The following is a 25,867-nucleotide window of genomic DNA, read 5'->3' as shown; positions in this document are numbered from 1 at the left end:
TCCTCGTGGGTGGTCGTCAGGCGCGGAGGGCTTCGACGGCCCGCGCCAGGGCTTGCGGCACATCGGGGACGCGCGTGTGCGCCCCGTCGCGCACGATCTGCCGGCCCCCCACGACCGTGTGCCGTACGTCCGCCGCGCTCGCCGCGAATACGGCCGTCTCGGCGCCCAGCCGGGGCGGTGGCCCGGCCGTTCTGACCGAGTCCAGGGCGATCGTCGTCAGGTCGGCGAGCGCGCCGGGCTCGATGGTGCCGGCCTCGTCCCAGCCGAGGGCGGCGTGGCCGTCGGCGGTGGCGGCCCGCAGCAGGGCGGCGGCCGTCCAGTGGCCCCGGGTGCGGCTGCGCAGCCGCTCGTTCAGCTCCATCGCGCGCGCCTCTTCGAGCAGGTCGATCACGGCGTGGCTGTCGGAGCCGAGACTGAGCGGGGAGCCGGCCCGCTGGAGGGCGACGGCCGGGCCGATGCCGTCGGCCAGGTCCCGTTCGGTGGTGGGGCACATGCAGGTGCCGGTGCCCGAGCCGCCGAGCAGGGCGATGTCCTCCTCGGTGAGGTGGGTGTTGTGCACGCCGGTGGTGCGCGGCCCGAGGACGCCGTGGTCGGCGAGCAGCCGGGTGGGGGTGCGGCCGTGCGCGGCGAGGCATGCCTCGTTCTCGGCGGGCTGCTCCGACAGGTGCACGTGCAGCGGGGCCCGCCGCTCCTCGGCCCACCGCGCCACGGTCGCCAACTGCCCGGCGGGCACGGCCCGTACGGAGTGGATCGCCGCTCCGATCCGTGCGTGATCCCGTTCCTTGAGAACCGCACAGCGTTCTGCCCAGTCCGCCGCGCTGCCGTCGGAGAAGCGCAGCTGGTGGGCGCCCGGCGGCTCCCCGAAGCCGGCGGAGAGGTAGCAGGTGTCCAGGAGGGTGATCCGGATGCCGGCCTCGGCGGCGGCCTCGATCAGCGCCTCGCCCATGGCGTTGGGGTCGGCGTAGCGGGTGCCACCGGGGGCGTGGTGCACGTAGTGGAACTCGCCGACACAGGTGATGCCGGCCAGGGCCATCTCGGCGTACACCGCGCGGGCCAGGGCGTGGTAGCCGTCCGGGGTCAGCCGGGCGGCGACGGAGTACATCACCTCGCGCCAGGTCCAGAAGGTCCCGGAGCCGACCTGGACCACGCCCCGCAGGGCCCGGTGGAAGGCGTGGCTGTGGGCGTTGGCGAGCCCCGGCAGGGTCAGCCCGCGCAGCACCTCGGCGCCCGGGGGCGGGGTGTGCACGTCCGTGCGCACGGCGCCGATGCGTCCGCCGGCCACGTCCACGGCCACGCCCGGCTCGACGCGGTCGCCGAGCCAGGCGTGCTCCAGCCAGTAGGTTCCCTTGGTCACCGGCAGGCCAGCCCTTCCAGTACGTCGGCGAGTGCGCGCACCCCGGCCACGCAGTCGTCCTCGGCCGCGAACTCGGCCGGGGAGTGCGAGACACCGGTGGGGTTGCGCACGAACAGCATGGCGGTCGGGACGCTCCCGGAGAGGATTCCGGCGTCGTGTCCCGCTCCGGTCCCGAGGACGGGCACGGTCAGGCCGGTGTCCTTGCCGAGGATCCGGGCGAGTTCGTCGCGCAGGGCGTGGTCGAACTCGACGACCGGGGTGAAGGACTCCCGGACGACGTCGAGGTCGATGCCGTGCGCGGTGGCGTACTCGCGCGCGGCCCTCTCCACTCCCCCGACGACCTCGTCCAGGGTCTCCTGGTCGGCGGCGCGGGAGTCGAGCCAGCCGCGCACCAGCGAGGGGATCGCGTTGACGCCGTTCGGTTCCACCGCGATCTTGCCGAAGGTGGCGACGGCACCGGCGAGTTCGGCCTCGCGGCGGGCGGCGAGCACGGTCTGGGCGTACGACAGCATGGGGTCGCGGCGGTCGGCCAGCCGGGTGGTGCCGGCGTGGTTGGCCTCGCCCCGGAAGTCGAACCGCCAGCGTCCGTGCGGCCAGATGGCGCTGGCGACGCCCACCCGGTCGCCGGACAGGTCCAGCGCCCGCCCCTGTTCGACGTGCAGCTCCACGAACGCGCCGATCCGGGCGAGCCGTTCGGGGTCGGGCCCGATGGCCTCGGGGTCGTACCCGGCGGCCTCCATGGCCCGGGGCAGGGTGATCCCGTCGCCGTCGGTGAGCCGGTGCGCCTGCTCGGCGGTCAGCTGTCCGGCGGTGAGCCGCGACCCGACACAGGCGAGCCCGAACCGGGCCCCCTCCTCGTCACCGAAGTTGACGATGGCGAGCGGCCTGGTGAACCGCACGCCCCGGCCGCGCAGTTCGTCCAGCGCGGCGAAGGAGGAGACCACGCCGAGGGGCCCGTCGAAGGCCCCGCCGTCCGGCACGGAGTCCAGGTGCGACCCGGTGACGACGGCGTCCCCGGCGGCCGGGTCCCCCAGCCAGGCCCACTGGTTCCCGTTCCGGTCGGCCTCGTACGTCAGCCCGCGCGCCTCGGCCTGCTCCCGGAACCAGTCCCGGCACTCGGCGTCGGCCCCGGTCCAGGCGTAGCGCCGGTAGCCGCCGGAGCCGGGGTGCCGGCCGACGGGGAGCAGCTCGGCCCACATCGCGTGAAAGGAACGCCCGCCGGGCACAGGCCCCGGGCCGTGCCCCGGGACGGCGGAACCCCCGGACGGCGACGAGAGGCCGGCCGCCGCCGGCGCCGGGCCCCCGTGCCCGCCCTGCCCCACCGTCACGCCTCGTCACCCTCACGCATCGGCACCCGGACCCCTCGCTCGCCCGCGACGGACTCGGCGATGTCGTACCCGGCGTCCACGTGCCGGATGACGCCCATGCCGGGGTCGTTGGTGAGCACGCGCCGGATCTTCTCGCCGCCCAGCTTCGTGCCGTCGGCCACCGTCACCTGGCCGGCGTGGATGGACCGCCCCATCCCCACGCCGCCGCCGTGGTGGATGGACACCCAGGACGCGCCCGAGGCCACGTTGACCATGGCGTTCAGCAGCGGCCAGTCGGCGATCGCGTCGGAGCCGTCGAGCATGGCCTCGGTCTCGCGGTACGGCGAGGCGACCGACCCGCAGTCCAGGTGGTCCCGCCCGATGGCCAGCGGCGCGGCCAGTTCCCCGCTCGCGACCATGTCGTTGAACCGCTCGCCCGCCTTGTCCCGTTCGCCGTAGCCGAGCCAGCAGATGCGCGCGGGCAGGCCCTGGAAGTGGACCCGTTCGCCGGCCATCTTGATCCAGCGGGCCAGGGACTCGTTCTCCGGGAACAGGTCCAGGATCGCCTTGTCGGTCTTGGCGATGTCGGCCGGGTCGCCGGACAGCGCGGCCCAGCGGAAGGGGCCCTTGCCCTCGCAGAACAGCGGGCGGATGTAGGCGGGGACGAAGCCGGGGAAGGCGAACGCCCGGTCGTAGCCGGCGAGCTTGGCCTCGCCCCGGATGGAGTTGCCGTAGTCGAAGACCTCGGCACCGGCGTCCAGGAAGCCGACCATGGCCTCCACGTGCCGGGCCATGGACTCGCGGGCGCGGGTGGTGAAGCCGGCCGGGTCCTTCGCCGCCTCGGCGGCCATGTCCTCGAAGGCCACGCCGACCGGGAGGTACGACAGCGGGTCGTGGGCGGAGGTCTGGTCGGTGACGATGTCGATCGGGGCGTTCATGGCGAGCAGCCGCGGGACCAGGTCGGCCGCGTTGCCGAGGACGCCGATGGACAGCGGCTTGCGCTGGTCGCGGGCCTCGGTGGCGAGCTGGAGGGCGTGGTCGAGGGAGTCGGCCCTGACGTCGAGGTAGCGGTGCTCGATGCGGCGCTCGATGGCGCGCGGGTCGCAGTCGATGCAGATGGCGACGCCGTCGTTCATGGTGACGGCGAGCGGCTGGGCGCCGCCCATGCCGCCGAGGCCGGCGGTCAGCGTGATGGTCCCGGCGAGCGTGCCGCCGAACTTCTTGGCGGCAACGGCGGCGAAGGTCTCGTAGGTGCCCTGGAGGATGCCCTGGGTGCCGATGTAGATCCAGGAGCCGGCGGTCATCTGGCCGTACATGGTCAGGCCGAGGGCCTCCAGGCGGCGGAACTCCTCCCAGTTGGCCCAGTCGCCGACGAGGTTGGAGTTGGCGATGAGGACGCGCGGGGCCCACTCGTGGGTCTGCATCACGCCGACCGGGCGGCCGGACTGGACCAGCATGGTCTCGTCCTGCTTGAGGGTCCTCAGGGTGCGGACCATGGCGTCGAAGGAGCGCCAGTCACGGGCGGCCTTGCCGGTGCCGCCGTAGACGACGAGCTTGTCGGGGTGCTCGGCGACCTCGGGGTCGAGGTTGTTCTGCAGCATGCGCAGGGCGGCTTCCTGCTGCCATCCCAGGGCGCTGAGTTCCGTGCCGCGCGGTGCTCGTACGGGGCGGGGTCCCGACATCTCTGTCTCCTCCTGTGCCTACGACTATTCACATCCTGTAGGTCTGAATAGAGCTAGTCAATACAGGGGGGGTGGTCCCGTCCGGGAGTGGCGGGTATCCGGCTGGAGACACCGGAAGCCGGGACAGGACGGAGAGGCCCGTGAAGGACACCGGGGCCGCGCGGGACGCCGGAATCGATGAGGAGGCCGTCTCCGTACCGGAGCCCGGGGCCGAGGCCCGGGAGCGGGCGGCACGGCGGGACCGGGCGGTGCGGGCGGCCGTCGAGCAGGGGCTGCTGGGGCCGGGCGCGGCCGTGGTGGGGCTGCTGGACGTCACCGGCATCCGGGAGTCGGCGGCGGCGCTGCGGGCGGCGTTCGGGGCGGTCGTGGCGCCGGGGACGCCGGTGCTGCACGCCTTCGCGGTCAAGGCGTGCCCGCTGGTGCCGGTGGTGCGGCTGCTGCACACGGCGGGCCTCGGCGCCGAGGCGGCGAGCCCCGGTGAGCTGGCGCTGGCCCGCGCGGCCGGGGTGCCGGCCGCGCGGACGGTGCTGGACTCGCCGGCGAAGACCCCGGCGGAGCTGCGCGAGGCCCTCGCCCTCGGGGTCGCGGTGAACGCGGACAACCCGCAGGAGCTGCGCCGGCTCGACGCCCTGGTGCGCGCCGCCCCGTCCCGGTCCCCGCTCGGCCTGCGGGTCAACCCGCAGATCGGCGCCGGCGCCATCGGCGCGACCTCGACGGCGACCCGGACCTCGAAGTTCGGCGTGGCCCTGCGGGACGAGGGGGCGCGCGCCTGGGTGGTGGAGGCGTACGCGCGGCGGCCGTGGCTGACCCGGCTGCACACGCACACCGGCTCGCAGGGCGTCCCGCTGCCGCTGCTGGCCCAGGGGGTGGCGGAGGTGTACGCGCTGGCGGAGGAGATCAACGCCGCCGTCGGGCGCCGCCAGGTCGACACGATCGACATCGGCGGCGGGCTGCCGGTGAACCTCGCCTCGGAGGAGACCGCGCCGACGTTCGCCGAGTACGCGCGGTTGCTGGCCGCGCGGGTGCCGGGGCTGTTCGACGGGCGGTACGGGCTGGTGACGGAGTTCGGGCGGTCGCTGCTGGCCCGGCACGGGGCGGTGGTGGCCCGGGTGGAGTACACCAAGGACGCGGGCGGCCGGCGGATCGCGGTGACGCACGCGGGCGTGCAGGTGGCGGTGCGGACGGTGTACGCGCCGGGTGTGTGGCCGCTCAGGATCGCCGCGTACGACGCCGGGGGGCGGCCGAAGGCGGGGCCGAAGACCGTGCAGGACATCGCGGGGCCGGCCTGCTTCTCGGGCGACCTGCTCGCCGAGGGGCGCGCGCTGCCCCCGCTGGAGCAGGGCGACTACGCGGTGGCGCTGGACACGGGGGCGTACGGCTTCGCCCACCACTACGCCTACAACTCCCTCGTCCGGCCGGGGATCTACGGCTACGCCCCGGACGGGTACGGGGGCATGGCCTTCGCGACCGTGCGGCGGCCCCAGACCGTCGCCGAGGTGGTGGCCGACTCCGGAGGGGCGCACGCGTCGGCGCTCACCACCCTCCGGGCTCCCGAAAGCCGGTGACGCGCCCCGGCCGCCGGCCGCACGGACGGCTCAACCGCCGTGGAACACACGTCAGTTGGACAACACTAGTACGTCGGACGCATGTTCCACCGGAAAATGCCAAAGGCCCCTCCTCCCGCACACACGTTGCGTAGTGTCGGCGTCACTCAGCCGGAGTCCCAGGCGGGAGGAAGCCACGGTGCCCGGAATCGACGAGTGCTTACTGGAAGCGATGCGCCTGCCCGGTGCCCGGGGAGCCGCGCTGGTGGACTGGACGAGCGGACTGGCCCTCGGCGCGGTCGGGGAGGCCCCCGGCGGGGACCACGAGACGAGTGCCGCCGAGGCCGCCGAACTGGCCCGGCTGGCCGCCGAGCACGGCACCTTCGCCACGGTCCGCGCGGGGCTGCCGCCCGTGGAGGACCTGATCGTCAGCAACGGTGACAGCTACCACCTGCTGCGGTTCGTGGACACCTCCTTCGACAGCAGCGTGTTCCTGCACCTGTGGCTCGGCCGCGAGGAGGGCAACCTGGCGCTGGCCCGGATCCGGCTCGGCGAGATGGCCGCCCGGCTGGTGCTGGGATGACCATGGTGCGGATCCCTCCGCCGGCCCTGCCGGTGCGGGACAGGCGGGCCGCGCGCGCCCTGTCCCCGATGCTGACCCGGCTCGCCGAGGAGCGGGCCACCGGTGTCCTGGTCCGCGAACACGGCGTCCTGTATCTCGCCGAGGGCCGGGTGGTGCACGCCGAGAGCCCCCTCGCCCCGGATCTCGGCGTGCTCCTCACGGCCCACGGCACCCTCGCGGCCGCCGCCTGGCAGCGCGCCGCCGCCCGGGCCCCGGACCCCGCGCGGGCGGCGGAGGCGCTGCTGCGCTCCGGAGTGCTGCCCACCGGCGCGCTGGAACTGTGCCACCTGGACGCGCTGTACGACGCCGGGTACTTCGCGCTGGCGCCGAGCGGCACCCCGGGCCGGTTCCGGTACGGCGCCGGGCCCCGGCTCGGCCCGCTGCCCTCGGTGCCGGTGGTCGCGCTGGAGCGCGAGACGCTGCGCCGCCGGCTGCTGCTGCACCGGCTGTGGCCGGACCCGGCCGCCGACAGCGCCCCGCTGATCCGCGCCGACCCGGCACCCGCTCCCGCCCCCGCCCTGCCGGTCACCCCCCGGCAGCGGGCCGTCCTGGACCGCGTGGACGGCGTCCGCACGGCCGCCGACCTGGCCCGGGACCTGGGCCGGCAGGCCTTCCACACGCTGGTCGACGTCCGCCGGCTCACCGCGGCCGGCCGGATCGCGCCGGTGCCCGCGGACCCCGGCCCGCCGCCCGCACCACCCCCTCTCCCGGTCACCACCGACCCCGACATCGCGCTGCTGAAGAGGCTCAGGGATGCGCTGGAGGCGCTTTGAACGGCACCGCCCCGCCGAAAGGAGACAGCTGATGGTGACCGAGGACGACCTGCGGGCCGTGCTGGCCGAACTGCACCGGCTGCGCACCCGGGTGCCGCAGCTCACCGGTGCCCTCGCGGCCGGCGTCGACGGCCTCGTCATCGCCCACGACACCCCCGGCGTCGACCCCGAGGGCCTGGCCGCGCTCACCGCCGCCGCGCTCGGGGTCGCCGTACGGACCTCCGACGCCACCGGGAACGGGGCCCTGCGGGAGCTGCTGGTGCGCGGCGAGCGCGGCTATGTCGCCACCTACGCGGCCGGCCGCACCGCCGTGCTGACGCTGCTCGCCCAGGACCGGGTCAACGTGGGCCGGCTGCACCTGGAGGGCCGCCGGGCCGGCGCCCGCGTCGGGGAGCTGCTGGACGCCGCCGAGGCCGTACGCCCGCTGACCGGCACCACCCCCGCACGCCCCCCGGGCCCCCGCGTGCCGCGCACCCCGGCCGCCGACGCCCGCACCGCAACCGACAGCTGAGAGGACCCCCATGTCCGACACCGCGACCGCCCTGAAGCAGGCCCTCACCACCATCGCGGGCGCCACCGGAGCCGCGCTCGTCGACTACACCAGCGGAATGGCGCTGGGCACGATGGGCGACAGCGCGAGCTTCGATCTGAACGTGGCCGCCGCCGGCAACACCGACGTGGTCCGCGCCAAGATGCGCACGATGGAACTCCTCGGCCTCAAGAGCGAGATCGAGGACATCCTGATCACCCTGACGGACCAGTACCACCTGATCCGCCTGCTCAAGGGCAGGGGCGGCAACGGACTGTTCCTGTACCTGGTCCTGGACTCCTCCCGGGCCAATCTGGCGATGGCCCGGCACCAGCTGCGCAGGATCGAGGAGGAGCTGGAGGTCTGACGGCGGCGGCTCAGACCAGGGCCGGGGTACGGCGGCGGGCCCCGCCCGGGGCCGCGTCGCCGGCCGCGATGCCCGTGGCCCGCAGGCTTTTGACGGCCTTGCCCGCCGGGCTGCCGCCGCCCCGGCCGAGCCAGTCGACGCGCACCCACAGCAGGGCCTCGGCGGACCGCTCCAGCCGCCCGATCCAGGCGGCCTTCAGCCACAGCCCGGCACCCAGCCCGGCCAGCAGCAGCCCGCCGGCCACGGGCACCGCGAACGCCGAGCCCAGCGCGAGCGCCCAGCCCAGCAGCAGCCACCAGCGGTGCCCCCGGCGCCAGCCGCGCACGGTCACCGCCCGGTCCTGGAGCACGTCGTACTTGCCCGCGCGGGCCGCCCCGCGGGCGAGAGCCGCGTACCGGCCCCGGCGGGCCAGCAGCACAGCGGCCGCGCCCAGCAGGAACAGCGCGGCCCCGGCCGTCGTCCCGATCCGCCGCCCGGTCAGCCCCTCGGGCACGGCCCCGAGCCCGGCGGCGACGACCCCGAGCCACCACAGCGGCGCGGCGCCCGCCCGTACGACGACGGCCACCCGTGCCAGTCCCTGTCCTCCGCGTCCTCCGCGCGCCACGTCAGCCTCCCGTGTCACGTGTCCACACAGCGCTTGTGTCTCGCTGGGGAAGCTAATAGCAGAACGTGAGACGAATCTGAGAGCGGCGGGGCCCGGTCACTCCACGAACAGCCCCCGGGCCGCCGCCTTGGCGTCGAACTCCTCCAGCCGGGCCTGGGCGTCGGGCAGGTCGTCGCACAGCGCCTCCAGCAGGACCCGGCCGAGCAGCATCGGCGCGCACGCGGTGTCGAAGGCGAGCCCGGTGCCGACGGCGGCGGGCAGCAGCAGGTCGGAGTACTTGGCGACCGGCGCGAACGCCGAGTCGGCGACCGTGACCACGGTCAGGCCCGCGTCCTTGGCGTGGGCGAGGGTGTCCACGACCTCGCGCGGGTGCCGGGGCAGCGCGAAGCACAGCAGGGCGGTGGCGCCGGCCCGGACGGCGCCGTCGATCCGGTCCTGGATCATCGTGCCGCCCTCGTGCAGCAGCCGGACGTCCGGGTGGACCTTGGCGGCGAAGTAGGCGAACCCGTAGGCCTGGGAGGCGGCGGCGCGCAGGCCCAGCACCGGCAGCGGCCGGGAGGCGGCGAGGATCCGGCCGGCCCGCCTGACCGGGCGCGGGTCGGCGAGCAGCTCGGCCAGGTGCCTGAGGTTCTCGATCTCGGCCTCGACGGCCTGCTGGTACTCGTTGTAGGCGCCTGCGCCGGTGGCCGGTTCGGCCGGGACGACCTCGCGCAGGTGCCGGCGCAGGGCGGGGTAGCCGTCGAAGCCGAGGGCGACGGCGAACCGGGTCACCGACGGCTGGCTGACCCCGGCCAGTTCGGCCAGCTCCACACTGGACAGAAAGGGCACGTCGGCGGCGCGGCGCACCATGCTGTGCGCGATGCGGCGCTGGGTCGGCGTGAGCCGGTGGCCCTCGAAGAGCGCCTGCAACCGGTTCGCAGGGCTGTCGCTCGCGCTCATGCGGTACTCCCCCTCCAGATCTCCTCGACGCCCCGGGAGAGTACAGCGCCGGGGCATTGACAAACACCGGCCGCCTATTCAGACAGTGTGTCGCTGCATACCGTTATACAGCCCGGTGTGGGGAGAACGCATGGCACAGTTCGTGGAACCGCGCTCCATCGACGCCGTTCCGGACGAGGAACGGCACGGCAGGGCCTTCGGCCAGTTCACGCTGTGGCTGGGGGCCAACCTCCAGATCACGGCCGTCGTCACCGGCGCCCTCGCGGTCGTCTTCGGCGGTGACGTGGTCTGGTCGGTGATCGGCCTGCTGCTCGGCAATCTGCTCGGCGGCGCGGTGATGGCCCTGCACTCCGCGCAGGGCCCGCGCCTCGGCCTGCCGCAGATGATCCAGTCGAGGGCGCAGTTCGGGGTGCGCGGCGCGGTCGTCCCGCTGCTGCTGGTGGTCGTGATGTACGTCGGCTTCTTCGCCTCCGGCAGTGTGCTCGCCGGGCAGGCGGTGGGCGAGCTGACACACACGGACGACACCACCGGGATCCTGCTCTTCGCCGCCGTCACGGGGGTCATCGCGACCGCCGGGTACCGGGTCGTGCACGCTCTCGGCCGGGTGGCGAGCACGGTGTGCGCGCTCGCCTTCGTCTTCCTCGCCGTACGCCTCCTGGAGCGCGCCGACACCTCCGCGCTGCTGCACGACGCGCACTTCTCGCTGCCGCTGTTCCTGCTGGCGGTGTCCCTGTCGGCGTCCTGGCAGCTGGCGTTCGGGCCGTACGTGGCCGACTACTCCCGCTATCTGCCGCGTACGACGTCCACGAAGGCGACCTTCTGGTGGACGCTGTCCGGCTCGGCGCTCGGATCCCAGTGGTCGATGACCTTCGGGGTGCTGGTCGCGGCCACGGCCGGGGAGGCGTTCCTGGACAGCCAGGTCGGCTATGTCGTCGGCCTCGGCGGCACCGGCCTGGTCGCGTCCTTCCTGTACTTCGTCATCGCGCTCGGCAAGCTCACCGTCAACGTCCTCAACACCTACGGCGGTTTCATGTCGCTGGTGACCGGCGTGAGCGGCTTCCGCGGGCAGCGGCGGCTGTCCCGGGCGGGCCGGGTGGCGTACATCGCGCTGGTGATGGCGGCGGGCACCGCGGTGGCCCTGCTGGGCAAGGACAGCTTCCTGTCCTCGTTCAAGGACTTCCTGCTGTTCCTGCTGACGTTCTTCACGCCCTGGTCGGCGATCAACCTGGTCGACTACTACCTGATCTCCAAGGAACGCTACGACCTGGCGGCCCTCGCCGACCCGCACGGCCGCTACGGCGCCTGGCGCTGGGACGCCCTCGCGGTCTACGCGGCCGGCCTGCTGGCACAGCTGCCGTTCCTCGCCACCGGCTTCTACACCGGCCCGCTGGTGGAGCCGCTCGGCGGCGCGGACGTCTCCTGGATCGTGGGCCTCGCCGTGCCGGCGCTGCTGTACCGGCTCGTCGCCCGCCCGGTCCCGCCACCGGACGCACCGCCGGCCGTCCCGGCGCCGGAACCGGGGGCCTGCACCAGTGCGGCCCGGCCCACCGCTCCCTAGGCTGACCGTCATGGACACTCGCGATCCGCGCGCCACCGGCCCCGGGGAGGAGACCTCCCCCCGTCAGGATCCCGGCCTCGGCAAGGACCCCGACCTCAGGAGGGAGCTGGACGCGACCGTGCGGGCCCGCGCGGAGCTGGGCGACGAGTACGACTCCGCCCTGACGGACTCCTTCCTGGAGCGGGTCGAGCGGCGGATCGACGACGCGGTGGACCGCCGGGTGCGCCGGCAGCTGGCCGAGCGGCAGCTCGCCGACGCCCGCGCGGCCCGGCGGCCGGGCCCGGCCGGCTCCTGGGCCGAGCGGTACGGCTTCGCGCTGATCACGCTGGTCCTGGCGATCCCGCTGTCCGCGATCGCGGGCGGCATGGCCGGGCTGTCCGGGCTGGTGGTCGCCTGGCTCGGCATCATCGGCGTCAACGCGGCCCAGTCCGTACGCCTCAACCGGGAACCCCCGGCCGGCCGCGACCACCCCGGGCCCGAGGACTGACCCGCCCCGGGAAGGTGTCACGCCTGCCGGGTCGGCAGCACCATGATCTGGCGGAGGTTGACGTGCCGGGGGCGGCTTGCCACATAGGCGACGACGTCCGCCACCTCCGCCGCCGACAGCGCGCCGATCTCCTCGAACATCCCCTCCAGCTGCCCGGACAGCTCCGGGTCCTGGACGAACGTCTTCAGCTCGGTGTCGGTCAGCCCCGGCTCGATGTTGGTGACCCGGATGTCCCGCGGCCCGAACTCGGCGCGCAGCGACTGCGACAGGTGCGTGACGGCCGCCTTGGTCGCCCCGTACACCGTGTAGTTCGGGAAGGTCAGGTGGGCGGCGACGGAGGAGACGTTCACCAGGTCGGCGGCGCCTCCCTGGGCCGCGACGGCGACCAGGTCGGCGGAGAAGGCGCGGATGACCCGCAGCACTCCGGTGACGTTGGTGTCCAGCATCCGCCGCCACTCGTCGATCCGGCCCTCCTCCACCGGGCCCGGCAGCATGACTCCGGCGTTGTTGACGACCAGGTCGACGGGCCCGAACGCCTCGTGGATCCGGTCCCGGGTGGCCGTCACGGACGCGTCGTCGGTGACGTCGGCGGCCACGGCGAGCGCCTGCCCGCCGTCCGCGCGGACCTTGTCCACCAGCGCGTCGAGGCGGTCCGCGCGGCGGGCGAGCAGCGCCACCCGGGCCCCCTCGGCGGCCAGCTGGAGGGCGACGGCCTCGCCGATGCCGCTGGCGGCTCCGGTGACGACGGCGGTACGGCCGGACAGGCTCTCGTACGACATGGGTGCTCCCTCGGCGGTTGCCGTCCGGGGCGGCTCCCCGGCGGTCGGACACCACCCTCGCCGGATCCGGGAACCGTACCCAGGGATGCGCTTTTCCTGGGTCTGCCAGTACCAGGACGGACCGGCGGCACTCCCCTACGATCGGCGCATGGACGGGGACCGTACCGAAGCAGAGGTGGGCGACTTCCTGCGCTCGCGCCGCGCCCGCATCAGGCCCGAGGAGGTGGGGCTGCCCGCGCACGGGCGGCGCCGCGTGCCGGGCCTGCGCCGCGAGGAGGTGGCCCAGCTCGCGGGCGTGAGCGTCGACTACTACATCCGGCTGGAACAGGGCCGGGGCGCGCACGTCAGCGACGCCGTGCTGGACGCGGTCGCGCGGGTGCTGCGGCTGGACGACACCGAGCAGGCGTACCTGCGCGCGGTGGCGCGCCCCGGCCGGCGGCGCGCGAGGCCCGCCGCGGCGTCCCGGGTCCGCCCCGGCGTCCAGGCGCTCCTCGACGGCATGGAGCGCAGCCCCGCGTTCGTGGTGGACCACCGCATGAACGTGCTGGCCTGGAACGCGCTCGCCGACGCGCTGAGCGGCTACGGCCGGATGACGCCGGCCGAACGGAACGTGCCCCGGCACCTCTTCCTCGACCCGGACGCCCGGGAGCTGTACCCCGAGTGGGCGGCGGTGGCCTCGTCGGCGGTGGCCCATCTGCGGCTGGGCGCCGGCCGGTACGCCGACGACGCCGAGTTGTGCGCGCTGATCGGCGAACTCTCCGTGAAGAGCGAGGACTTCCGCAGGCTGTGGGCGGACCACGAGGTCCGGGAGTGCTCCTACGGCGTGAAACGCGTCCGGCACCCGGTCGCGGGCCTGCTGACCCTGCCGTACGAAACCCTGACGGTGCCGTCCCAGCCGGACCAGACCCTGGTGATCTACACCCCGGAACCGGGCTCGGAGACGGCGGAACGGCTGGCACTGCTGGGCAGTTGGGCCACCCTCTAGTCGCCGGAAAGACTTTCGCGGGGACCGCCGCACCCCCGTAACCGGGGGGCGGGACGACGGCGGTCCCCGCGAGGGACGCGGGCCGGTCAGGACCGGACGTGCGCGTCCGTGGCGTCCATGGAGGTCCGGGAGCCGCTCCGGAGGTCCTGGCGCCGTTCGGCGCCGGCCCGGGCGGGGAGCCGATCCCGCCCTGCCGACGCCCACCAATCTGCCGGACGCGTGTTAAGCGGGTGCTGCGCGCACGTGACACGCTCGTACCACTTGCGCGAACCCCGGCCCCGCGCCGGGTTCGGCTACTTGTTGCCGCCCTTGGCCAGGAAGGCGAGCAGGTCCTGCCGGCTGATCACACCGGTCGGCTTGCCCTCGACCAGGACGATCGCCGCGTCCGCCGCGCCGAGCACCTGCATCAGGTCGCCGACCGGCTCGCCGGAGCCGACCTGGGGCAGCGGGGAGCACATGTGCTTCTCCAGCGGGTCGTCCAGCGAGGCCCGCTTGCTGAACAGGGCGTCGAGCAGCTCCCGTTCCACCACGGAGCCGACGACCTCGGCGGCCATCACGTCCGGGTGACCGGCGCCCGGCTTGACGACGGGCATCTGCGAGACGCCGTACTCGCGCAGCACCTCGATGGCCTGGCCGACGGTCTCCTCCGGGTGCATGTGCACCAGGGACGGGATGGCACCGGCGGCCTTGTCGTTCAGGACGTCGCCGACGCGGGCGCTGGGGCCCTCGTCCTCCAGGAAGCCGTAGTCGGCCATCCACTCGTCGTTGAAGATCTTGCTGAGGTAGCCGCGCCCGCTGTCCGGGAGCAGGACCACCACGACGTCGTCCGGGCCGAGCCGCTCGGCGACCTCCAGCGCGGCCACGACGGCCATGCCGCAGGAGCCGCCCACCAGCAGGCCCTCCTCCTTGGCCAGCCGGCGGGTCATCTGGAAGGAGTCCTTGTCGGACACGGCGACGATCTCGTCCGCGATCTGGCGGTCGTAGGCGGTCGGCCAGAAGTCCTCGCCGACGCCCTCGACCAGGTACGGCCGGCCGGAGCCGCCGGAGTACACCGAGCCCTCCGGGTCGGCGCCGATGACCTTGACCTTCCCGTCGCTGGCCTCCTTCAGGTAGCGGCCGGTGCCGGAGATGGTGCCGCCGGTGCCGACGCCCGCCACGAAGTGGGTGATCTTCCCCTCGGTCTGCTCCCACAGCTCGGGGCCGGTGGAGTGGTAGTGCGAGAGCGGGTTGTTGGGGTTGGAGTACTGGTCGGGCTTCCAGGCGCCCGGGGTCTCACGGACGAGCCGGTCGGAGACGTTGTAGTACGAGTCCGGGTGCTCCGGCGCCACGGCGGTCGGGCAGACCACGACCTCGGCGCCGTACGCGCGCAGCACGTTGATCTTGTCGGTGCTCACCTTGTCGGGGCAGACGAAGATGCACTTGTAGCCCTTCTGCTGGGCCACGATGGCAAGTCCGACGCCGGTGTTCCCGCTGGTCGGCTCGACGATCGTGCCGCCCGGCTTCAGCTCACCGCTCTTCTCGGCGGCCTCGATCATACGCAGGGCGATGCGGTCCTTCACGGAGCCGCCGGGGTTGAAGTACTCCACCTTGGCCAGGACGGTCGCCCGGATGCCCTTGGTCACGTTGTTGAGCCGCACCAGCGGGGTGTTGCCGACGAGGCTGATCATCGAGTCGTGGTATTGCACCGTTGTCTCCGGTCGCTGCAAAAAAAGGTGTGTTCGTAGTGGTGTCGCCAGCCTAAGGCCAGCCGCGCGGCGAGCGCGGCCGTTCACTCCCCGTTGAGATTGACGCACGGTCCGTACGGGGCAAGGAGTGGGTGTACGGCTACGAGGAGGTGGCGGCGACGCATGACGAGCATGTCGAGGGCGCGGGTGGCCCGGCGCATCGCGGCCGGGGCGGCGTACGGCGGCGGCGGGGCCGGTCTGGTCGGCGCCGCCGTCGTCGGACTGGTGCTGGCGGAGGTGCGACTGGCCCGGCGGCAGCTGGGCAACGGGCTCAGCGACCGGGTGCCGGCGGCCGACGGCGTGTACGGGCACGCGTACGAGATCCCGGGCGAACCCGCGCTGCGGCTGGCCGTGCTCGGCGACTCCACGGCGGCGGGGCAGGGCGTGCACCGGGCGGGCCAGACACCGGGGGCGCTGCTGGCCTCGGGGCTGGCGGCGGTGGCGGAGCGCCCGGTGGAGCTGCGGAACGTGGCGGTCACCGGTGCGCGCTCGGACGACCTGGACCGTCAGGTGGGGCTGATCCTGTCCTCCCCCGGGCCCGTCCCCGACGTGTGCGTGATCATGATCGGCGCGAACGACGTGACCCACCGGATGCCGCCGGCCCAGTCGGTACGGCACCTGTCGACGGCGGTACGGCGGCTGCGCACGGCCGGCGCGGAGGTGGTGGTCGGCACGTGTCCGGACCTCGGCACGATCGAGCCGGTGCAACAGCCGCTGCGGTGGCTGGCCCGGCGGGCGTCCCGGCAGCTGGCGGCGGCCCAGACGATCGGGGTGGTGGCGCAGGGCGGGCGCACGGTGTCGCTGGGGGATCTGCTCGGGCCGGAGTTCGAGGCGCATCCGCGGGAGTATTTCGGGCCGGACAACTACCACCCGTCGGCGGAGGGGTACGCCACGGCGGCGATGGCCCTGCTGCCGACGGTGTGCGCGGCACTGGGGCTGTGGCCGGCGGAGGAGGAACGGCCGGACGCGTCGCGCCGCGAGGGCTTCCTGCCGGTCGCCCGTGCCGCGGCCGAGGCCGCGGAGGAGGCGGGGACGGAGGTCACGGCGGCGATGCCGGCGGGGCCGCGGGGACCGTGGGCACTGCTCAAGCGCAGGCGCCGCCGGCGTCTTCCGGAAGCCGAACCGGCGACTCCGTCGGTGTGACCGCGCCCCACCCGGCCAAGCAAGCGCTTAGAAAACTGCGGTCAGTGTCACACCGCGACACCGGTGACCTGGACCATACGGCCGGGTAACTTCCGAACCGGCCCTGCCCAACCCCCTTTCACTGGAGCCGTGATGCCCGAAGCCGTCATCGTCTCGACCGCCCGCTCCCCCATCGGCCGCGCGAACAAGGGCTCCCTGAAGGACCTGCGCCCCGACGACCTCACCGCCACGATCATCCAGGCCGCGCTCGACAAGATCCCCGAGCTCGACCCCAAGGACATCGACGACCTGATGCTCGGCTGCGGCCTCCCCGGCGGCGAACAGGGCCACAACCTCGGCCGGGTGGTCGCCGTGCAGATGGGCATGGACCACCTGCCGGGCTGCACGATCACCCGCTACTGCTCCTCCTCCCTGCAGACCTCCCGCATGGCGCTGCACGCCATCAAGGCCGGCGAGGGCGACGTCTTCATCTCGGCCGGTGTCGAGATGGTCTCCCGCTACGCCAAGGGCAGCTCCGACGGCCTGCCGGGCACGCACAACCCGCTGTTCGCCGAGGCCGAGGCCCGCACCGAGGCCGTCGCCCGGCAGGAGGGCAGCACCTGGCACGACCCGCGCGAGGACGGCCTGCTGCCCGACCCGTACATCGCGATGGGCCAGACCGCCGAGAACCTCGCCCGCTGGAAGGGCGTCACCCGCGAGGAGATGGACGAGTTCGGCGTCCGCTCCCAGAACCTCGCCGAGCAGGCCATCAAGAACGGCTTCTGGGAGCGCGAGATCACCCCGGTGACCCTCCCCGACGGCACGGTGGTCAGCAAGGACGACGGCCCGCGCGCCGGCGTCACCCTGGAGGGCGTCGCCGGGCTGAAGCCGGTCTTCCGCCCCGACGGTCTCGTCACGGCCGGCAACTGCTGCCCGCTCAACGACGGCGCCGCCGCGCTCGTCATCATGTCCGACACCAAGGCGCGCGAGCTGGGCCTGACCCCGCTCGCCCGGATCGTGTCCACCGGCGTCTCCGGCCTCTCCCCCGAGATCATGGGCCTCGGCCCGGTCGAGGCCAGCAGGCAGGCCCTCAAGCGCGCGGGCCTGACCATCGACGACATCGACCTGGTCGAGATCAACGAGGCCTTCGCCGCCCAGGTGATCCCCTCCTACCGGGACCTGGGCATCGACCTCGACAAGCTGAACGTCAACGGCGGCGCCATCGCCGTCGGCCACCCCTTCGGCATGACCGGCGCCCGGATCACCGGCACGCTCATCAACTCGCTCCAGTGGCACGACAAGCAGTTCGGTCTGGAGACCATGTGCGTCGGCGGCGGCCAGGGCATGGCGATGGTCATCGAACGCCTCAGCTGACCCGCGCCCCACGGTCCGTAGCGGGCCTGGCACGGTACGTCGCAGAAGGGCCCAGAACCGGGGAAACACCACGGTTTTGGGCCTTTCCGTGACCCAATCTCCCCCAGGATGTGACCTATCTCGCTCGCCGGACGCATCGCCGCAGGTCAGCGACGATCAGGCCGACGCGCGGCCAAACCGCGTGCCGTACGTCCTGTCCGATTCGTGACGTTACGCACTGACAGCTGGTTAGTCCGCCCTTCAAGCTGATGTAGGAAGTCGGGGGTCGACTTTGAACCGGGAGTACGTCAGTGAGCGCCATGCCGATCGCCCTGCTGCTCACCACGGCAGCCACCGGCGCCGTGGGCGTCGCCGTCCTGCGCACCGTCCTGAAGCTGCGCCGCCAGCTGACCGAGTTGCAGCGGCAGCTCGCCGACGACCAGGCGGCCACCGCGCGCGCCCTGCTGCCCGGCGCCCGTTCCGCCGCCGACGCCGACCGGATACGGGCGGCCGTGGCCGAGGCGCTCGCGGAGGAACGGGAGCGGGAGCTGGCCGAGGCGCGGGCCTTCTGGGCCGCCCAGGAGGCGCGGGACGCCTCCGACACGCCGATGCTGTTCGGCCTGCCCGAGGGTGATCTCTTCATGCCCCGGCAGGCGGACTTCGCGGGCCTGGAGTCGCTGGAGCCGGTGTCCGAGCCGACCGCCGACGCCGAGGACTTCTCCGGGGGCGACTCCCCGGAGCTGGCCGCCGCCCGCCGCCGGCACCCCTCGCACCCGGACTTCGTCCCGGCGCAGTCCCCGGCCGTGGGCGACCACGAGCGCACGGTGGCCGCCCTGGAGGAGCTGGCCGCCGGGCAGGTGCTGCTCGCCGATGTGCGTCCCGGCCCGCTGGGCACGCTCGACGTCTACGTCTTCGCCGACGGCACCACGCTGTGCATGACCCCGGGCCACCGCGAGACGGCGGAACGGCTGGCCGCGGCCCTGGAGTCGGGCGAGACGCCGTACCTCCTGGGCGGCTCGGGCGTATCCGGGTCGTACACCCTGACCTTCGCGTGCGGCGAGGACATGGTGTACATCCTGGCCGACCGGGTGATCGCGTCCCTGTAGTCCCGTAGGACCCGTAGTCCGGGCGGGGGCCGAAGCCTCAGACCCCGGCCCGCTGCCGCGCCTCCTCCACCAGGCGCACCGCCTCGGCGACCTGGTCGTCGCCGTCCAGCACGACCGCGAGGTCATGGGCCGCCACCAGGATCTGGTCGGCGGCGGCGAACATCCCGGCGTCCGGCATCTCGCGGGGCTCGGCGCCGGGCGATTCCTTGCGCTGGGCCCACCCGGACAGCTCCCGGGCCAGCGCCAGCGCCTCCGCCGCGGCGCCGCGCTGGAGCCGGCTCTGCGGCGCGGCCCGCAACCGGTCGGCGAAGTGGTCCACTGCTTGGGTCAAGGGCGTCGTATCAACCACCCGCCGAGCGTAACGTGCCGCACTGTTGCCAATACGCGAACGCTCAGGCACGGTGACGTGAAGGACCGGCTTACATCCCCTTTGTGTCCGGAGGCGCCGATGTCCCACGTCTTCTCCGAGGAGACCCACCGCAATCTGCTCGCCCGTATCCCGCACTGCACCGGTCGTGAGGTGTCCGACTGGCTGCGTGCCGTAGAAGAAGGCCCCGCCCTGTTCCGCTTCGAGGAGAAGGTCAGCTGGCTCCGGCACGAGTACGACCTGGCGTACGGCCACGCCAAGGCGATCGTGCACGAGTACGACCTGAGGAGGGCGGCGCGCAGGCTGCTCTGAACACCGAAGTGCCCCGGGTGACGCACCCGGGGCACTTCGCCGTTCTTCGTGACCGTCGCTAGTCGTTGCTGCTGAAGATGGCCACCAGGCGCAGCATCTCGACGTAGATCCACACCAGGGTCATGGTGAGGCCGAACGCGGCGAGCCAGGACTCGCTGCGCGGGGCGCCGTAGGCGATGCCGTCCTCGATCTGCTTGAAGTCCAGCGTCAGGAAGAACGCGCCGAGCACGATCGCGATGATGCCGACGAGCGCGCCGAGCGGGCCGAAGCTGCGCAGCCCGCCGTCCTCGGCGACGCCGAACGCGACCAGCAGCAGGTTGATCGCCATGACCACCATGAAGGCGATCGCGATGGACAGGCCGACGCGGGCGTAGCGGGCGGTGACCCGGATCCAGCCGGCCTTGTAGATCAGCAGGGTGGCGCCCGAGACCGCCATGGTGCCGAGCACCGCCTGGAACGGGGCTCCGCTCCAGCGGCTGTTGAACATCTCGCTGAAGACGCCGAGGAAGACGCCTTCGAAGGCGGCGTAGCCGAGGATCAGCGCGGGCGACGGGGTGCGCTTGAAGCTCTGGACCATGGCCAGGACGAACGCGATCAGCGCGGCGCCGACGGCCAGGCCGTAGCTGGTGCCGGAGACCGGCAGCAGCGCCCAGGCGAGGACGGCGCCGACGGCGACCGTGCCGAGCGTGAGGGCCGAGCGGACGATGACGTCGTCCATGGTCATCCGGCCGGTGGTGGCCGGGGCCTGGACGTCCGCCTGCGCGTACGGGTTCTGGGCGTAGGGATTCTGCGCGTACGGGCTCTGCGCGTACGGGTTGCCCTGTGCGGACCCGGCCTGCGGTGCGGTGTTGAAGCCGGCGTAGCCGTTGTCGCGGCTGAAGCCCCGTCGCGAGAAGACCGGGTTGCTGCTCCTCATTTCACTCCTCCATGACTGCCGAGTGCAGTCTTGGCTCAAGAGTAATGGATTGGCAAAGGACCGACCATGATACTTGAGGAGGATCCTTCCCCTTGCATGCTGCGCAACACGCTACGCGTACGTCCGATTCCCGGCCACGGGCGTACCGCTAGGCGAGCGGGAACCCGGTGTACGCCTCGGCGAGGTCGGTCTCGGCCGCGCGGGAGGAGGCGATCCGTTCCAGCCGGGCGAGCTGGAGCCGGGCGTCGAAGGGGGTGGCGTCCGGGGCGCGGTGCAGCAGGGTCGTCATGTCGTAGGAGAACCGTTCGGCCTGCCAGACGCGGCGCAGGCAGGTCGCGGAGTAGGCGTCGAGCAGCTCGGGGGAGCCGGTCTCCCGCTCGTGGACGAGGGCGCGGGCGAGGGTGACGACGTCGCCGGCGGCGAGGTTCAGGCCCTTGGCGCCGGTGGGCGGCACGATGTGGGCGGCGTCGCCGGCGAGGAAGAGCCGGCCGTGCCGCATCGGCTCGTGCACGAAGGAACGCATGGGGGTCACCGACTTCTGGGTGATGGGGCCGCGCTCCAGCCGCCAGTCGTCGTCCGTCTCCAGCCGCCGCTCCAGCTCCTCCCAGATCTCCTTGTCGTCCCACTGCCCGGCCTCCGTTCCCGCGGGGACCTGGAGGTAGAGCCGGGAGACGGCCGGGGACCGCATGGACAGCAGGGCGAAGCCGCGCTCGTGGCGGGCGTAGACCAGTTCGTCGTGCGAGGGGGCGACGTCGGCGAGGATCCCGAGCCAGGCGTACGGGTACGACCGCTCGAACACCCGGGAGATCCCGTCCGGGAATGCCTTGCGGGCCACCCCCCAGAACCCGTCGCAGCCGACGACGTACTCGCACTCCAGCACGTCCTCGCGCCCCTGGTGCCGGAACGGGATCCGCGGCCGGTCGCCCTCGGCCCCCTCCACCACCAGGGCCTCGGCCTCGAACAGCAGCGGCCCGCCCTCCTCCAGCTGGAGCGCGATGAGGTCCTTGCAGACCTCGGTCTGGGCGTAGACGGTCACGGACCGCCCGCCGGTGAGCCCGGGGAAGTCGACGCGGTGGCGGCGCCGGTCGAAGCGCAGCTCGATCCCGTCGTGCCGCAGCCCCTCCCGGTCCATCCGCTCCCCGGCCCCGGCGGCGCGCAGCACGTCGACCGTGCCCTGCTCCAGGATCCCGGCGCGCTGCCGCCGCTCGACGTAGGCGCGGTCGCGGCTCTCCAGGACGACCGACTCGATCCCGGCGCGACGCAGCAGCCGCGCGAGCAACAGCCCGGCCGGCCCCGCCCCGATGATCCCCACGGTGGTACGCATCGACCGTCCCCTTCTCTCCACGCCGTTCGCCAGGTGAAGTTTCCTTCACCAACTGCCCGCGAGTCTCGGCCCGACCGGACCGGACTGTCAATGGCCGGGCTCGGATCGGGGGATCAGGGATACACCGGCGACCGGCGACACGTGAGCGGCGGTCGCGGGCGGGCGCCGACGGTGGAGGGGCTTGCCGGAAGCGACCCAAGCCGACGGAGCGTCCTCATACTGCGGCCATAGCCGTACAAAACGCGCCAAGAGGCGGAAAGTGCCCGGAGCCGGACTCGAACCGGCACGCCCGCGAAGGGGCAGCGAGGTTTAAGCTCGCCGTGTCTGCATTCCACCATCCGGGCTTGCCAGGGGCTCCGCATCGAGGGTCCGAGCCTATCGGGACCCATCCCCCGAACAGCGGATGGGTGGACCGATGTTGTCTTATTTTATTGACGTCTGAGTGGGCATCAGCGGACGGAACTAGCCATCCGCACTTGCCAACAGCGTGCCGCGAGAGGTGTGCGCGTGTACGCGAAATGACGGAATTTCACCGCTCGAACAAGACCGGTCCACCGGTTAACGAGATCCCGGACAGCCATCGGAGCGCCCCGCCTCCCCTCAGGGTCAGCCGTCCTCCCCAGGTATGACACGGCGGCCCCGCGTCCGACCCCAGTCGCCCCCCGGAACCGGAACAGCGACTGACTCCGGGCGCGCACCGCGCCGGGACGATGGAACGGTCCCCAGGAAACACGTCGTCCCGAGTAGGAGCACCGTCCCGTGACCACCACACCCACCGCCGGCCGGACCACCGCCGTCGCCGCGCGCGCCATGGAGCTGTCGAAGATCTACGGGCAGGGTGAGACCCGGGTGGTCGCCCTGGACCGGGTCTCCGTCGACTTCCGGGCCGCCGAGTTCACCGCCATCATGGGTCCGTCCGGTTCCGGCAAGTCCACGCTGATGCACTGCGTGGCCGGTCTGGACACCTTCTCCTCCGGGTCCGTGCGGATCGGCGACACCGAGCTGGGCTCCCTGAAGGACAAGCAGCTCACCAAGTTGCGCCGGGACAAGATCGGCTTCATCTTCCAGGCGTTCAACCTGCTGCCGACGCTGACCGCGCTGGAGAACATCACCCTCCCGATGGACATCGCCGGGCGGAAGCCGGACAAGGCGTGGCTGGATCAGGTCATCCAGATGGTGGGTCTGTCCGGGCGCCTCGGCCACCGGCCCTCCCAGCTGTCCGGCGGCCAGCAGCAGCGCGTCGCCGTGGCCCGCGCCCTCGCCTCCAAGCCCGAGATCATCTTCGGTGACGAGCCCACCGGCAACCTGGACTCCCGCTCCGGCGCCGAGGTCCTCGGCTTCCTGCGCAACTCCGTGCGCGAGCTGGGCCAGACGGTGGTCATGGTGACCCACGACCCGGTGGCCGCCGCCTACGCCGACCGGGTGATCTTCCTGGCCGACGGCCGGATCGTCGACGAGATGTACGGCCCCACGGCCGAGTCCGTCCTCGACACGATGAAGCAGTTCGACGCGAAGGGCCGTACCAGCTGATGTTCCGCACCGCCCTGCGCAACGTCCTCGCGCACAAGGCCCGGCTGCTGATGACCGTGCTCGCCGTCATGCTCGGCGTCGCGTTCGTCTCCGGCACGCTGGTCTTCACCAACACCCTCTCCGACGCCTACCAGAAGAGTTTCGCCAAGGGCTTCGACCAGGTCGATGTCGCCGTACGGCCCAAGTACCAGGATTCCGAGGGCGATCGGGTCGGCAAGGACGCCGAGCTGACCCAGGCCCTGCTGGACCGGGCGGCCAAGGTCCCCGGGGCCGCCTCCGCCACCGGCGTCGTCACCGGCTTCACCGCCGTCGCCGGCAAGGACGGCGAACTCGTCGGCGGCGACTGGCAGTCGGCCGGCGGCAACTACTGGGGCACCGAGGACCCCCGCTACCCCCTGGTCAGCGGCCACGCCCCGCGCGGCAAGGGTCAGGTGCTGATCGACTCCGCGACGGCCGAGCGGGCCGGCTTCAAGGTCGGCGACACCGTGCGCCTCTCCGTCGACGGCCCGGTCCTCACCCCCACCGTCAGCGGCATCTTCACCACCGACGACGGCAACGTGGCCGCCGGCGGCAGCCTCACCCTGTTCGACACGCCGACCGCGCAGTCCCTGTTCGGCAAGAAGGGCACGTACGACGAGATCGACGTGCGGGCGGCGGCCGGAACCAGCCAGGAGGCGCTCAAGGCCGCGCTGGACAAGGCCCTGCCCGGGAAGCTGGTGGAGACCACCACCGGCGAGCGGCTCGCCGACGACCAGGCGGCGGCGATCGCCGACTCCCTGAGCGGCCTGAAGAAGAGCCTGCTGGTGTTCGCGGGCATCGCCCTGTTCGTCGGCACCTTCATCATCGCCAACACCTTCACCATGCTGGTCGCCCAGCGCACCCGTGAACTCGCCCTGCTGCGGGCGGTCGGCGCCTCCCGCCGCCAGGTCACCCGCTCGGTGCTCGTGGAGGCGTTCGCCGTCGGCACGGTCGCCGGCGTGGCCGGTCTGGTGGCCGGTATCGGCATCGGCGCGGGCCTGCGCTCCCTGCTGGGCTCCCTGGGCGAGTCCGTGCCCGACGGACCGCTGGTGATCGGCTCCGGTACGGTGGTCGCCGCCCTCGCCGTCGGCATCCTCGTCACCGTGCTCGCCGCCTGGCTGCCCGCCCGGCGCGCCGCGAAGATCCCGCCGGTGGCGGCGATGAGCAGCCTGCACGCCAAGGCCACCACCAAGTCCCTGGTCCTGCGCAACACGCTCGGCTCGCTGTTCGCGGCCGCCGGCATCGCGGTGGTTCTCATGGCCACGAACATGGACTCCGACTCCGCCCAGGGCCCGATGGGCATCGGCGCGGTCCTGCTGATCATCGGCGTGTTCGTGCTGACCCCGCTGCTGTCCCGCCCGCTGATCGCCCTCGCCTCGCCGGTGCTGCGCGCCTTCGGGGTGTCGGGCAAGCTGGCCCGCCAGAACTCGGTGCGCAACCCGCGCCGTACCGCGGCCACCGCCTCCGCGCTGATGATCGGCCTGACCCTGATCACCGGCATGACGGTGATGGCGGGCAGCCTGCAGTCCTCCATCGACCGGATGGCCAGCTCCGCGATCCGCGCCGACTACGTCGTCTCGATGGCCAACCAGGGCCCGCTCTCCCCCGACGTGGCGAAGAAGCTCGCCACCGCCGACGGCGTCACCGCCAGCAGCCCGCTGCGCAACGGCGAGTCCCGCGTCGACGGCGGCACCCAGTGGCTGACCGGCGTCGACGGCGCGGCCATCGGCAAGCTGACCGACCTGAAGATGACCGACGGCTCCTTCTCGGTGGGCGGCACGCGCATCGTCGTGGACGAGGACCGGGCCGAGAAGCACGGCTGGAAGCCCGGTTCGCAGCTCACCGCGCACTTCGAGGACGGCGCGACCCGCCGGCTGACCGTCGCCGGGGTCTACGAGGGCAACGACATGTTCAACGGGATCATCCTCGACAACAAGGTCCTCACCCCGCACCTGACCGACCCGGCCGACATGCGGGTCATGGTCAAGATGGCGGACGGCGCGTCCGACGCGGCCAAGAAGGGGCTGGTGAAGACCCTCGACACCAACCCGGCGGTCAAGATCCAGGACAAGCAGGACATCTCCCATGAGATCGGGAACGTGTTCACGCAGGTGCTGAACATGGTCTACGGCCTGCTCGGCATGGCGGTGATCGTCGCGGTGCTCGGCGTCGTCAACACGCTGGCCATGTCAGTCTTCGAGCGCGCGCAGGAGATCGGCATGCTCCGCGCGATCGGTCTGGACCGCGGGGCGGTCAAGCGGATGGTCCGCCTGGAGTCCCTGGTGATCTCCCTGTTCGGCGGGGTGCTGGGCCTCGGCCTGGGCGTGTTCTTCGGCTGGGCGGCCGGCGAGCTGCTGGCCACGGAGATACCGACGTACGAACTGCAGCTGCCGTGGGGCCGGATGGCGGTCTTCCTGCTGCTGGCGGGCGTGATCGGCGTCCTGGCCGCCCTGTGGCCGGCCCGCCGCGCGGCCCGGCTGAACATGCTCACGGCGATCAAGGCCGAGTAGCCGGCCGTACGACGGTGAAGGGGGCCCCTCGGGAAGGGGCCCCCTTTTGCCGTGC

24 protein-coding genes and 1 tRNA gene are annotated in these 25,867 nt (G+C 73.0%); 14 read left to right on the top strand and 11 right to left on the bottom strand.

The annotated features are described in order from the left end of the window. Window positions 1-16 precede the first annotated feature (16 nt). The 3 genes from IE251_RS07620 to hutU form a co-directional block, all read right to left on the bottom strand. On the bottom strand, window positions 17-1,354 hold the full coding sequence (locus IE251_RS07620; protein ID WP_189752111.1) for a formimidoylglutamate deiminase: 1,338 nt from the start codon (window positions 1,352-1,354) through the stop codon (window positions 17-19). After that, window positions 1,351-2,553: an allantoate amidohydrolase gene (locus IE251_RS07615; RefSeq protein WP_189752110.1), complete on the bottom strand. Its 1,203-nt coding sequence runs from the start codon at window positions 2,551-2,553 to the stop codon at window positions 1,351-1,353. The genes IE251_RS07620 and IE251_RS07615 overlap by 4 nt, the downstream gene beginning before the upstream one ends. A 125-nt stretch (window positions 2,554-2,678) precedes the next feature. Beyond that, window positions 2,679-4,343: a urocanate hydratase gene (gene hutU / locus IE251_RS07610; protein WP_189752109.1), complete on the bottom strand. Its 1,665-nt coding sequence runs from the start codon at window positions 4,341-4,343 to the stop codon at window positions 2,679-2,681. A 173-nt stretch (window positions 4,344-4,516) separates the two neighbouring features. Here hutU and IE251_RS07605 point away from each other — a divergent pair, with 173 nt between their 5' ends. The 5 genes from IE251_RS07605 to IE251_RS07585 all read left to right on the top strand — a co-directional run bounded on the left by IE251_RS07605 (window position 4,517) and on the right by IE251_RS07585 (window position 8,178). Continuing rightward, the gene (locus IE251_RS07605) at window positions 4,517-5,908 is read left to right on the top strand and encodes a type III PLP-dependent enzyme domain-containing protein (protein WP_189752184.1); all 1,392 of its coding nucleotides are present in this window, start codon (window positions 4,517-4,519) and stop codon (window positions 5,906-5,908) included. 178 nt (window positions 5,909-6,086) lie between these two features. Then, window positions 6,087-6,470 carry a hypothetical protein gene (locus IE251_RS07600; protein ID WP_189752108.1) on the top strand — a complete coding sequence of 128 codons (384 nt, stop codon included), beginning with the start codon at window positions 6,087-6,089 and terminating at the stop codon, window positions 6,468-6,470. Next, window positions 6,467-7,282 (top strand): transcriptional regulator, encoded by an 816-nt coding sequence (locus tag IE251_RS07595; protein WP_189752107.1) that lies wholly within the window; start codon window positions 6,467-6,469, stop codon window positions 7,280-7,282. The genes IE251_RS07600 and IE251_RS07595 overlap by 4 nt, the downstream gene beginning before the upstream one ends. Before the next feature lie 31 nt (window positions 7,283-7,313). After that, on the top strand, window positions 7,314-7,793 hold the full coding sequence (locus tag IE251_RS07590; protein ID WP_189752106.1) for a roadblock/LC7 domain-containing protein: 480 nt from the start codon (window positions 7,314-7,316) through the stop codon (window positions 7,791-7,793). Window positions 7,794-7,803: 10 nt separating this feature from the next. Next, complete coding sequence (locus IE251_RS07585) at window positions 7,804-8,178, top strand: roadblock/LC7 domain-containing protein (protein WP_189752105.1); 375 nt, start codon at window positions 7,804-7,806, stop codon at window positions 8,176-8,178. 10 nt (window positions 8,179-8,188) lie between these two features. Here IE251_RS07585 and IE251_RS07580 read toward each other — a convergent pair whose 3' ends face one another. Next, window positions 8,189-8,782 (bottom strand): hypothetical protein, encoded by a 594-nt coding sequence (locus tag IE251_RS07580; RefSeq protein WP_189752104.1) that lies wholly within the window; start codon window positions 8,780-8,782, stop codon window positions 8,189-8,191. Window positions 8,783-8,878: 96 nt separating this feature from the next. Further along, complete coding sequence (locus tag IE251_RS07575; RefSeq protein WP_189752103.1) at window positions 8,879-9,721, bottom strand: MurR/RpiR family transcriptional regulator; 843 nt, start codon at window positions 9,719-9,721, stop codon at window positions 8,879-8,881. Between the two features lie 130 nt (window positions 9,722-9,851). Between IE251_RS07575 and IE251_RS07570 the strand changes: the two genes are divergently transcribed. Further along, window positions 9,852-11,279 carry a purine-cytosine permease family protein gene (locus IE251_RS07570; RefSeq protein ID WP_189752102.1) on the top strand — a complete coding sequence of 476 codons (1,428 nt, stop codon included), beginning with the start codon at window positions 9,852-9,854 and terminating at the stop codon, window positions 11,277-11,279. 10 nt (window positions 11,280-11,289) lie between these two features. Beyond that, a complete protein-coding gene (locus IE251_RS07565) occupies window positions 11,290-11,766 on the top strand; it encodes a hypothetical protein (protein ID WP_229896647.1) in 477 nt (158 codons plus the stop codon). A 17-nt stretch (window positions 11,767-11,783) separates the two neighbouring features. Here the strand turns inward: IE251_RS07565 and IE251_RS07560 are convergent, their stop codons facing one another. Next, a complete protein-coding gene (locus IE251_RS07560) occupies window positions 11,784-12,545 on the bottom strand; it encodes an SDR family oxidoreductase (RefSeq protein ID WP_189752101.1) in 762 nt (253 codons plus the stop codon). Window positions 12,546-12,693: 148 nt separating this feature from the next. Here IE251_RS07560 and IE251_RS07555 point away from each other — a divergent pair, with 148 nt between their 5' ends. Beyond that, the gene (locus IE251_RS07555; RefSeq protein WP_189752100.1) at window positions 12,694-13,530 is read left to right on the top strand and encodes a helix-turn-helix transcriptional regulator; all 837 of its coding nucleotides are present in this window, start codon (window positions 12,694-12,696) and stop codon (window positions 13,528-13,530) included. A 293-nt stretch (window positions 13,531-13,823) separates the two neighbouring features. Here IE251_RS07555 and IE251_RS07550 read toward each other — a convergent pair whose 3' ends face one another. Continuing rightward, a complete protein-coding gene (locus IE251_RS07550) occupies window positions 13,824-15,215 on the bottom strand; it encodes a cystathionine beta-synthase (RefSeq protein ID WP_189752099.1) in 1,392 nt (463 codons plus the stop codon). 162 nt (window positions 15,216-15,377) lie between these two features. On the opposite strand from IE251_RS07550, the gene IE251_RS07545 reads away from it, so the two are divergent. From IE251_RS07545 to IE251_RS07535, 3 genes are all read left to right on the top strand, one after another. Next, window positions 15,378-16,397 carry an SGNH/GDSL hydrolase family protein gene (locus IE251_RS07545; RefSeq protein WP_189752098.1) on the top strand — a complete coding sequence of 340 codons (1,020 nt, stop codon included), beginning with the start codon at window positions 15,378-15,380 and terminating at the stop codon, window positions 16,395-16,397. A 132-nt stretch (window positions 16,398-16,529) separates the two neighbouring features. Continuing rightward, the gene (locus IE251_RS07540; protein ID WP_189752097.1) at window positions 16,530-17,750 is read left to right on the top strand and encodes an acetyl-CoA C-acetyltransferase; all 1,221 of its coding nucleotides are present in this window, start codon (window positions 16,530-16,532) and stop codon (window positions 17,748-17,750) included. A 290-nt stretch (window positions 17,751-18,040) separates the two neighbouring features. Next, on the top strand, window positions 18,041-18,835 hold the full coding sequence (locus IE251_RS07535) for a hypothetical protein (RefSeq protein WP_189752096.1): 795 nt from the start codon (window positions 18,041-18,043) through the stop codon (window positions 18,833-18,835). A gap of 37 nt (window positions 18,836-18,872) precedes the next feature. Here IE251_RS07535 and IE251_RS07530 read toward each other — a convergent pair whose 3' ends face one another. Beyond that, complete coding sequence (locus tag IE251_RS07530; RefSeq protein ID WP_189752095.1) at window positions 18,873-19,184, bottom strand: hypothetical protein; 312 nt, start codon at window positions 19,182-19,184, stop codon at window positions 18,873-18,875. A gap of 99 nt (window positions 19,185-19,283) precedes the next feature. Between IE251_RS07530 and IE251_RS07525 the strand changes: the two genes are divergently transcribed. Then, window positions 19,284-19,514, top strand: a complete 231-nt coding sequence (locus IE251_RS07525; protein WP_030615555.1) for a DUF4287 domain-containing protein — start codon at window positions 19,284-19,286, stop codon at window positions 19,512-19,514. 58 nt (window positions 19,515-19,572) lie between these two features. Here the strand turns inward: IE251_RS07525 and IE251_RS07520 are convergent, their stop codons facing one another. The 3 genes from IE251_RS07520 to IE251_RS07510 all read right to left on the bottom strand — a co-directional run bounded on the left by IE251_RS07520 (window position 19,573) and on the right by IE251_RS07510 (window position 22,098). Then, complete coding sequence (locus tag IE251_RS07520) at window positions 19,573-20,430, bottom strand: Bax inhibitor-1/YccA family protein (RefSeq protein ID WP_189752094.1); 858 nt, start codon at window positions 20,428-20,430, stop codon at window positions 19,573-19,575. A gap of 148 nt (window positions 20,431-20,578) precedes the next feature. After that, a complete protein-coding gene (locus IE251_RS07515) occupies window positions 20,579-21,754 on the bottom strand; it encodes a 4-hydroxybenzoate 3-monooxygenase (protein WP_189752093.1) in 1,176 nt (391 codons plus the stop codon). A 260-nt stretch (window positions 21,755-22,014) separates the two neighbouring features. After that, a tRNA-Leu gene (locus tag IE251_RS07510) sits at window positions 22,015-22,098 on the bottom strand. A gap of 415 nt (window positions 22,099-22,513) precedes the next feature. Between IE251_RS07510 and IE251_RS07505 the strand changes: the two genes are divergently transcribed. Together IE251_RS07505 and IE251_RS07500 are read left to right on the top strand one after the other, a co-directional pair. Next, window positions 22,514-23,284, top strand: coding sequence for an ABC transporter ATP-binding protein (locus IE251_RS07505; protein WP_189752092.1), 771 nt, complete (start codon window positions 22,514-22,516; stop codon window positions 23,282-23,284). After that, window positions 23,284-25,812: an ABC transporter permease gene (locus IE251_RS07500; RefSeq protein WP_189752091.1), complete on the top strand. Its 2,529-nt coding sequence runs from the start codon at window positions 23,284-23,286 to the stop codon at window positions 25,810-25,812. The genes IE251_RS07505 and IE251_RS07500 overlap by 1 nt, the downstream gene beginning before the upstream one ends. Window positions 25,813-25,867: the final 55 nt, after the last annotated feature.

The sequence above is a fragment of the Streptomyces eurythermus genome, assembly GCF_014649115.1.
Lineage (GTDB): Bacteria > Actinomycetota > Actinomycetes > Streptomycetales > Streptomycetaceae > Streptomyces > Streptomyces eurythermus.
Note: the sequence above shows the minus strand (reverse complement) of the source record. Positions and strands in the feature narration are given on the sequence as shown.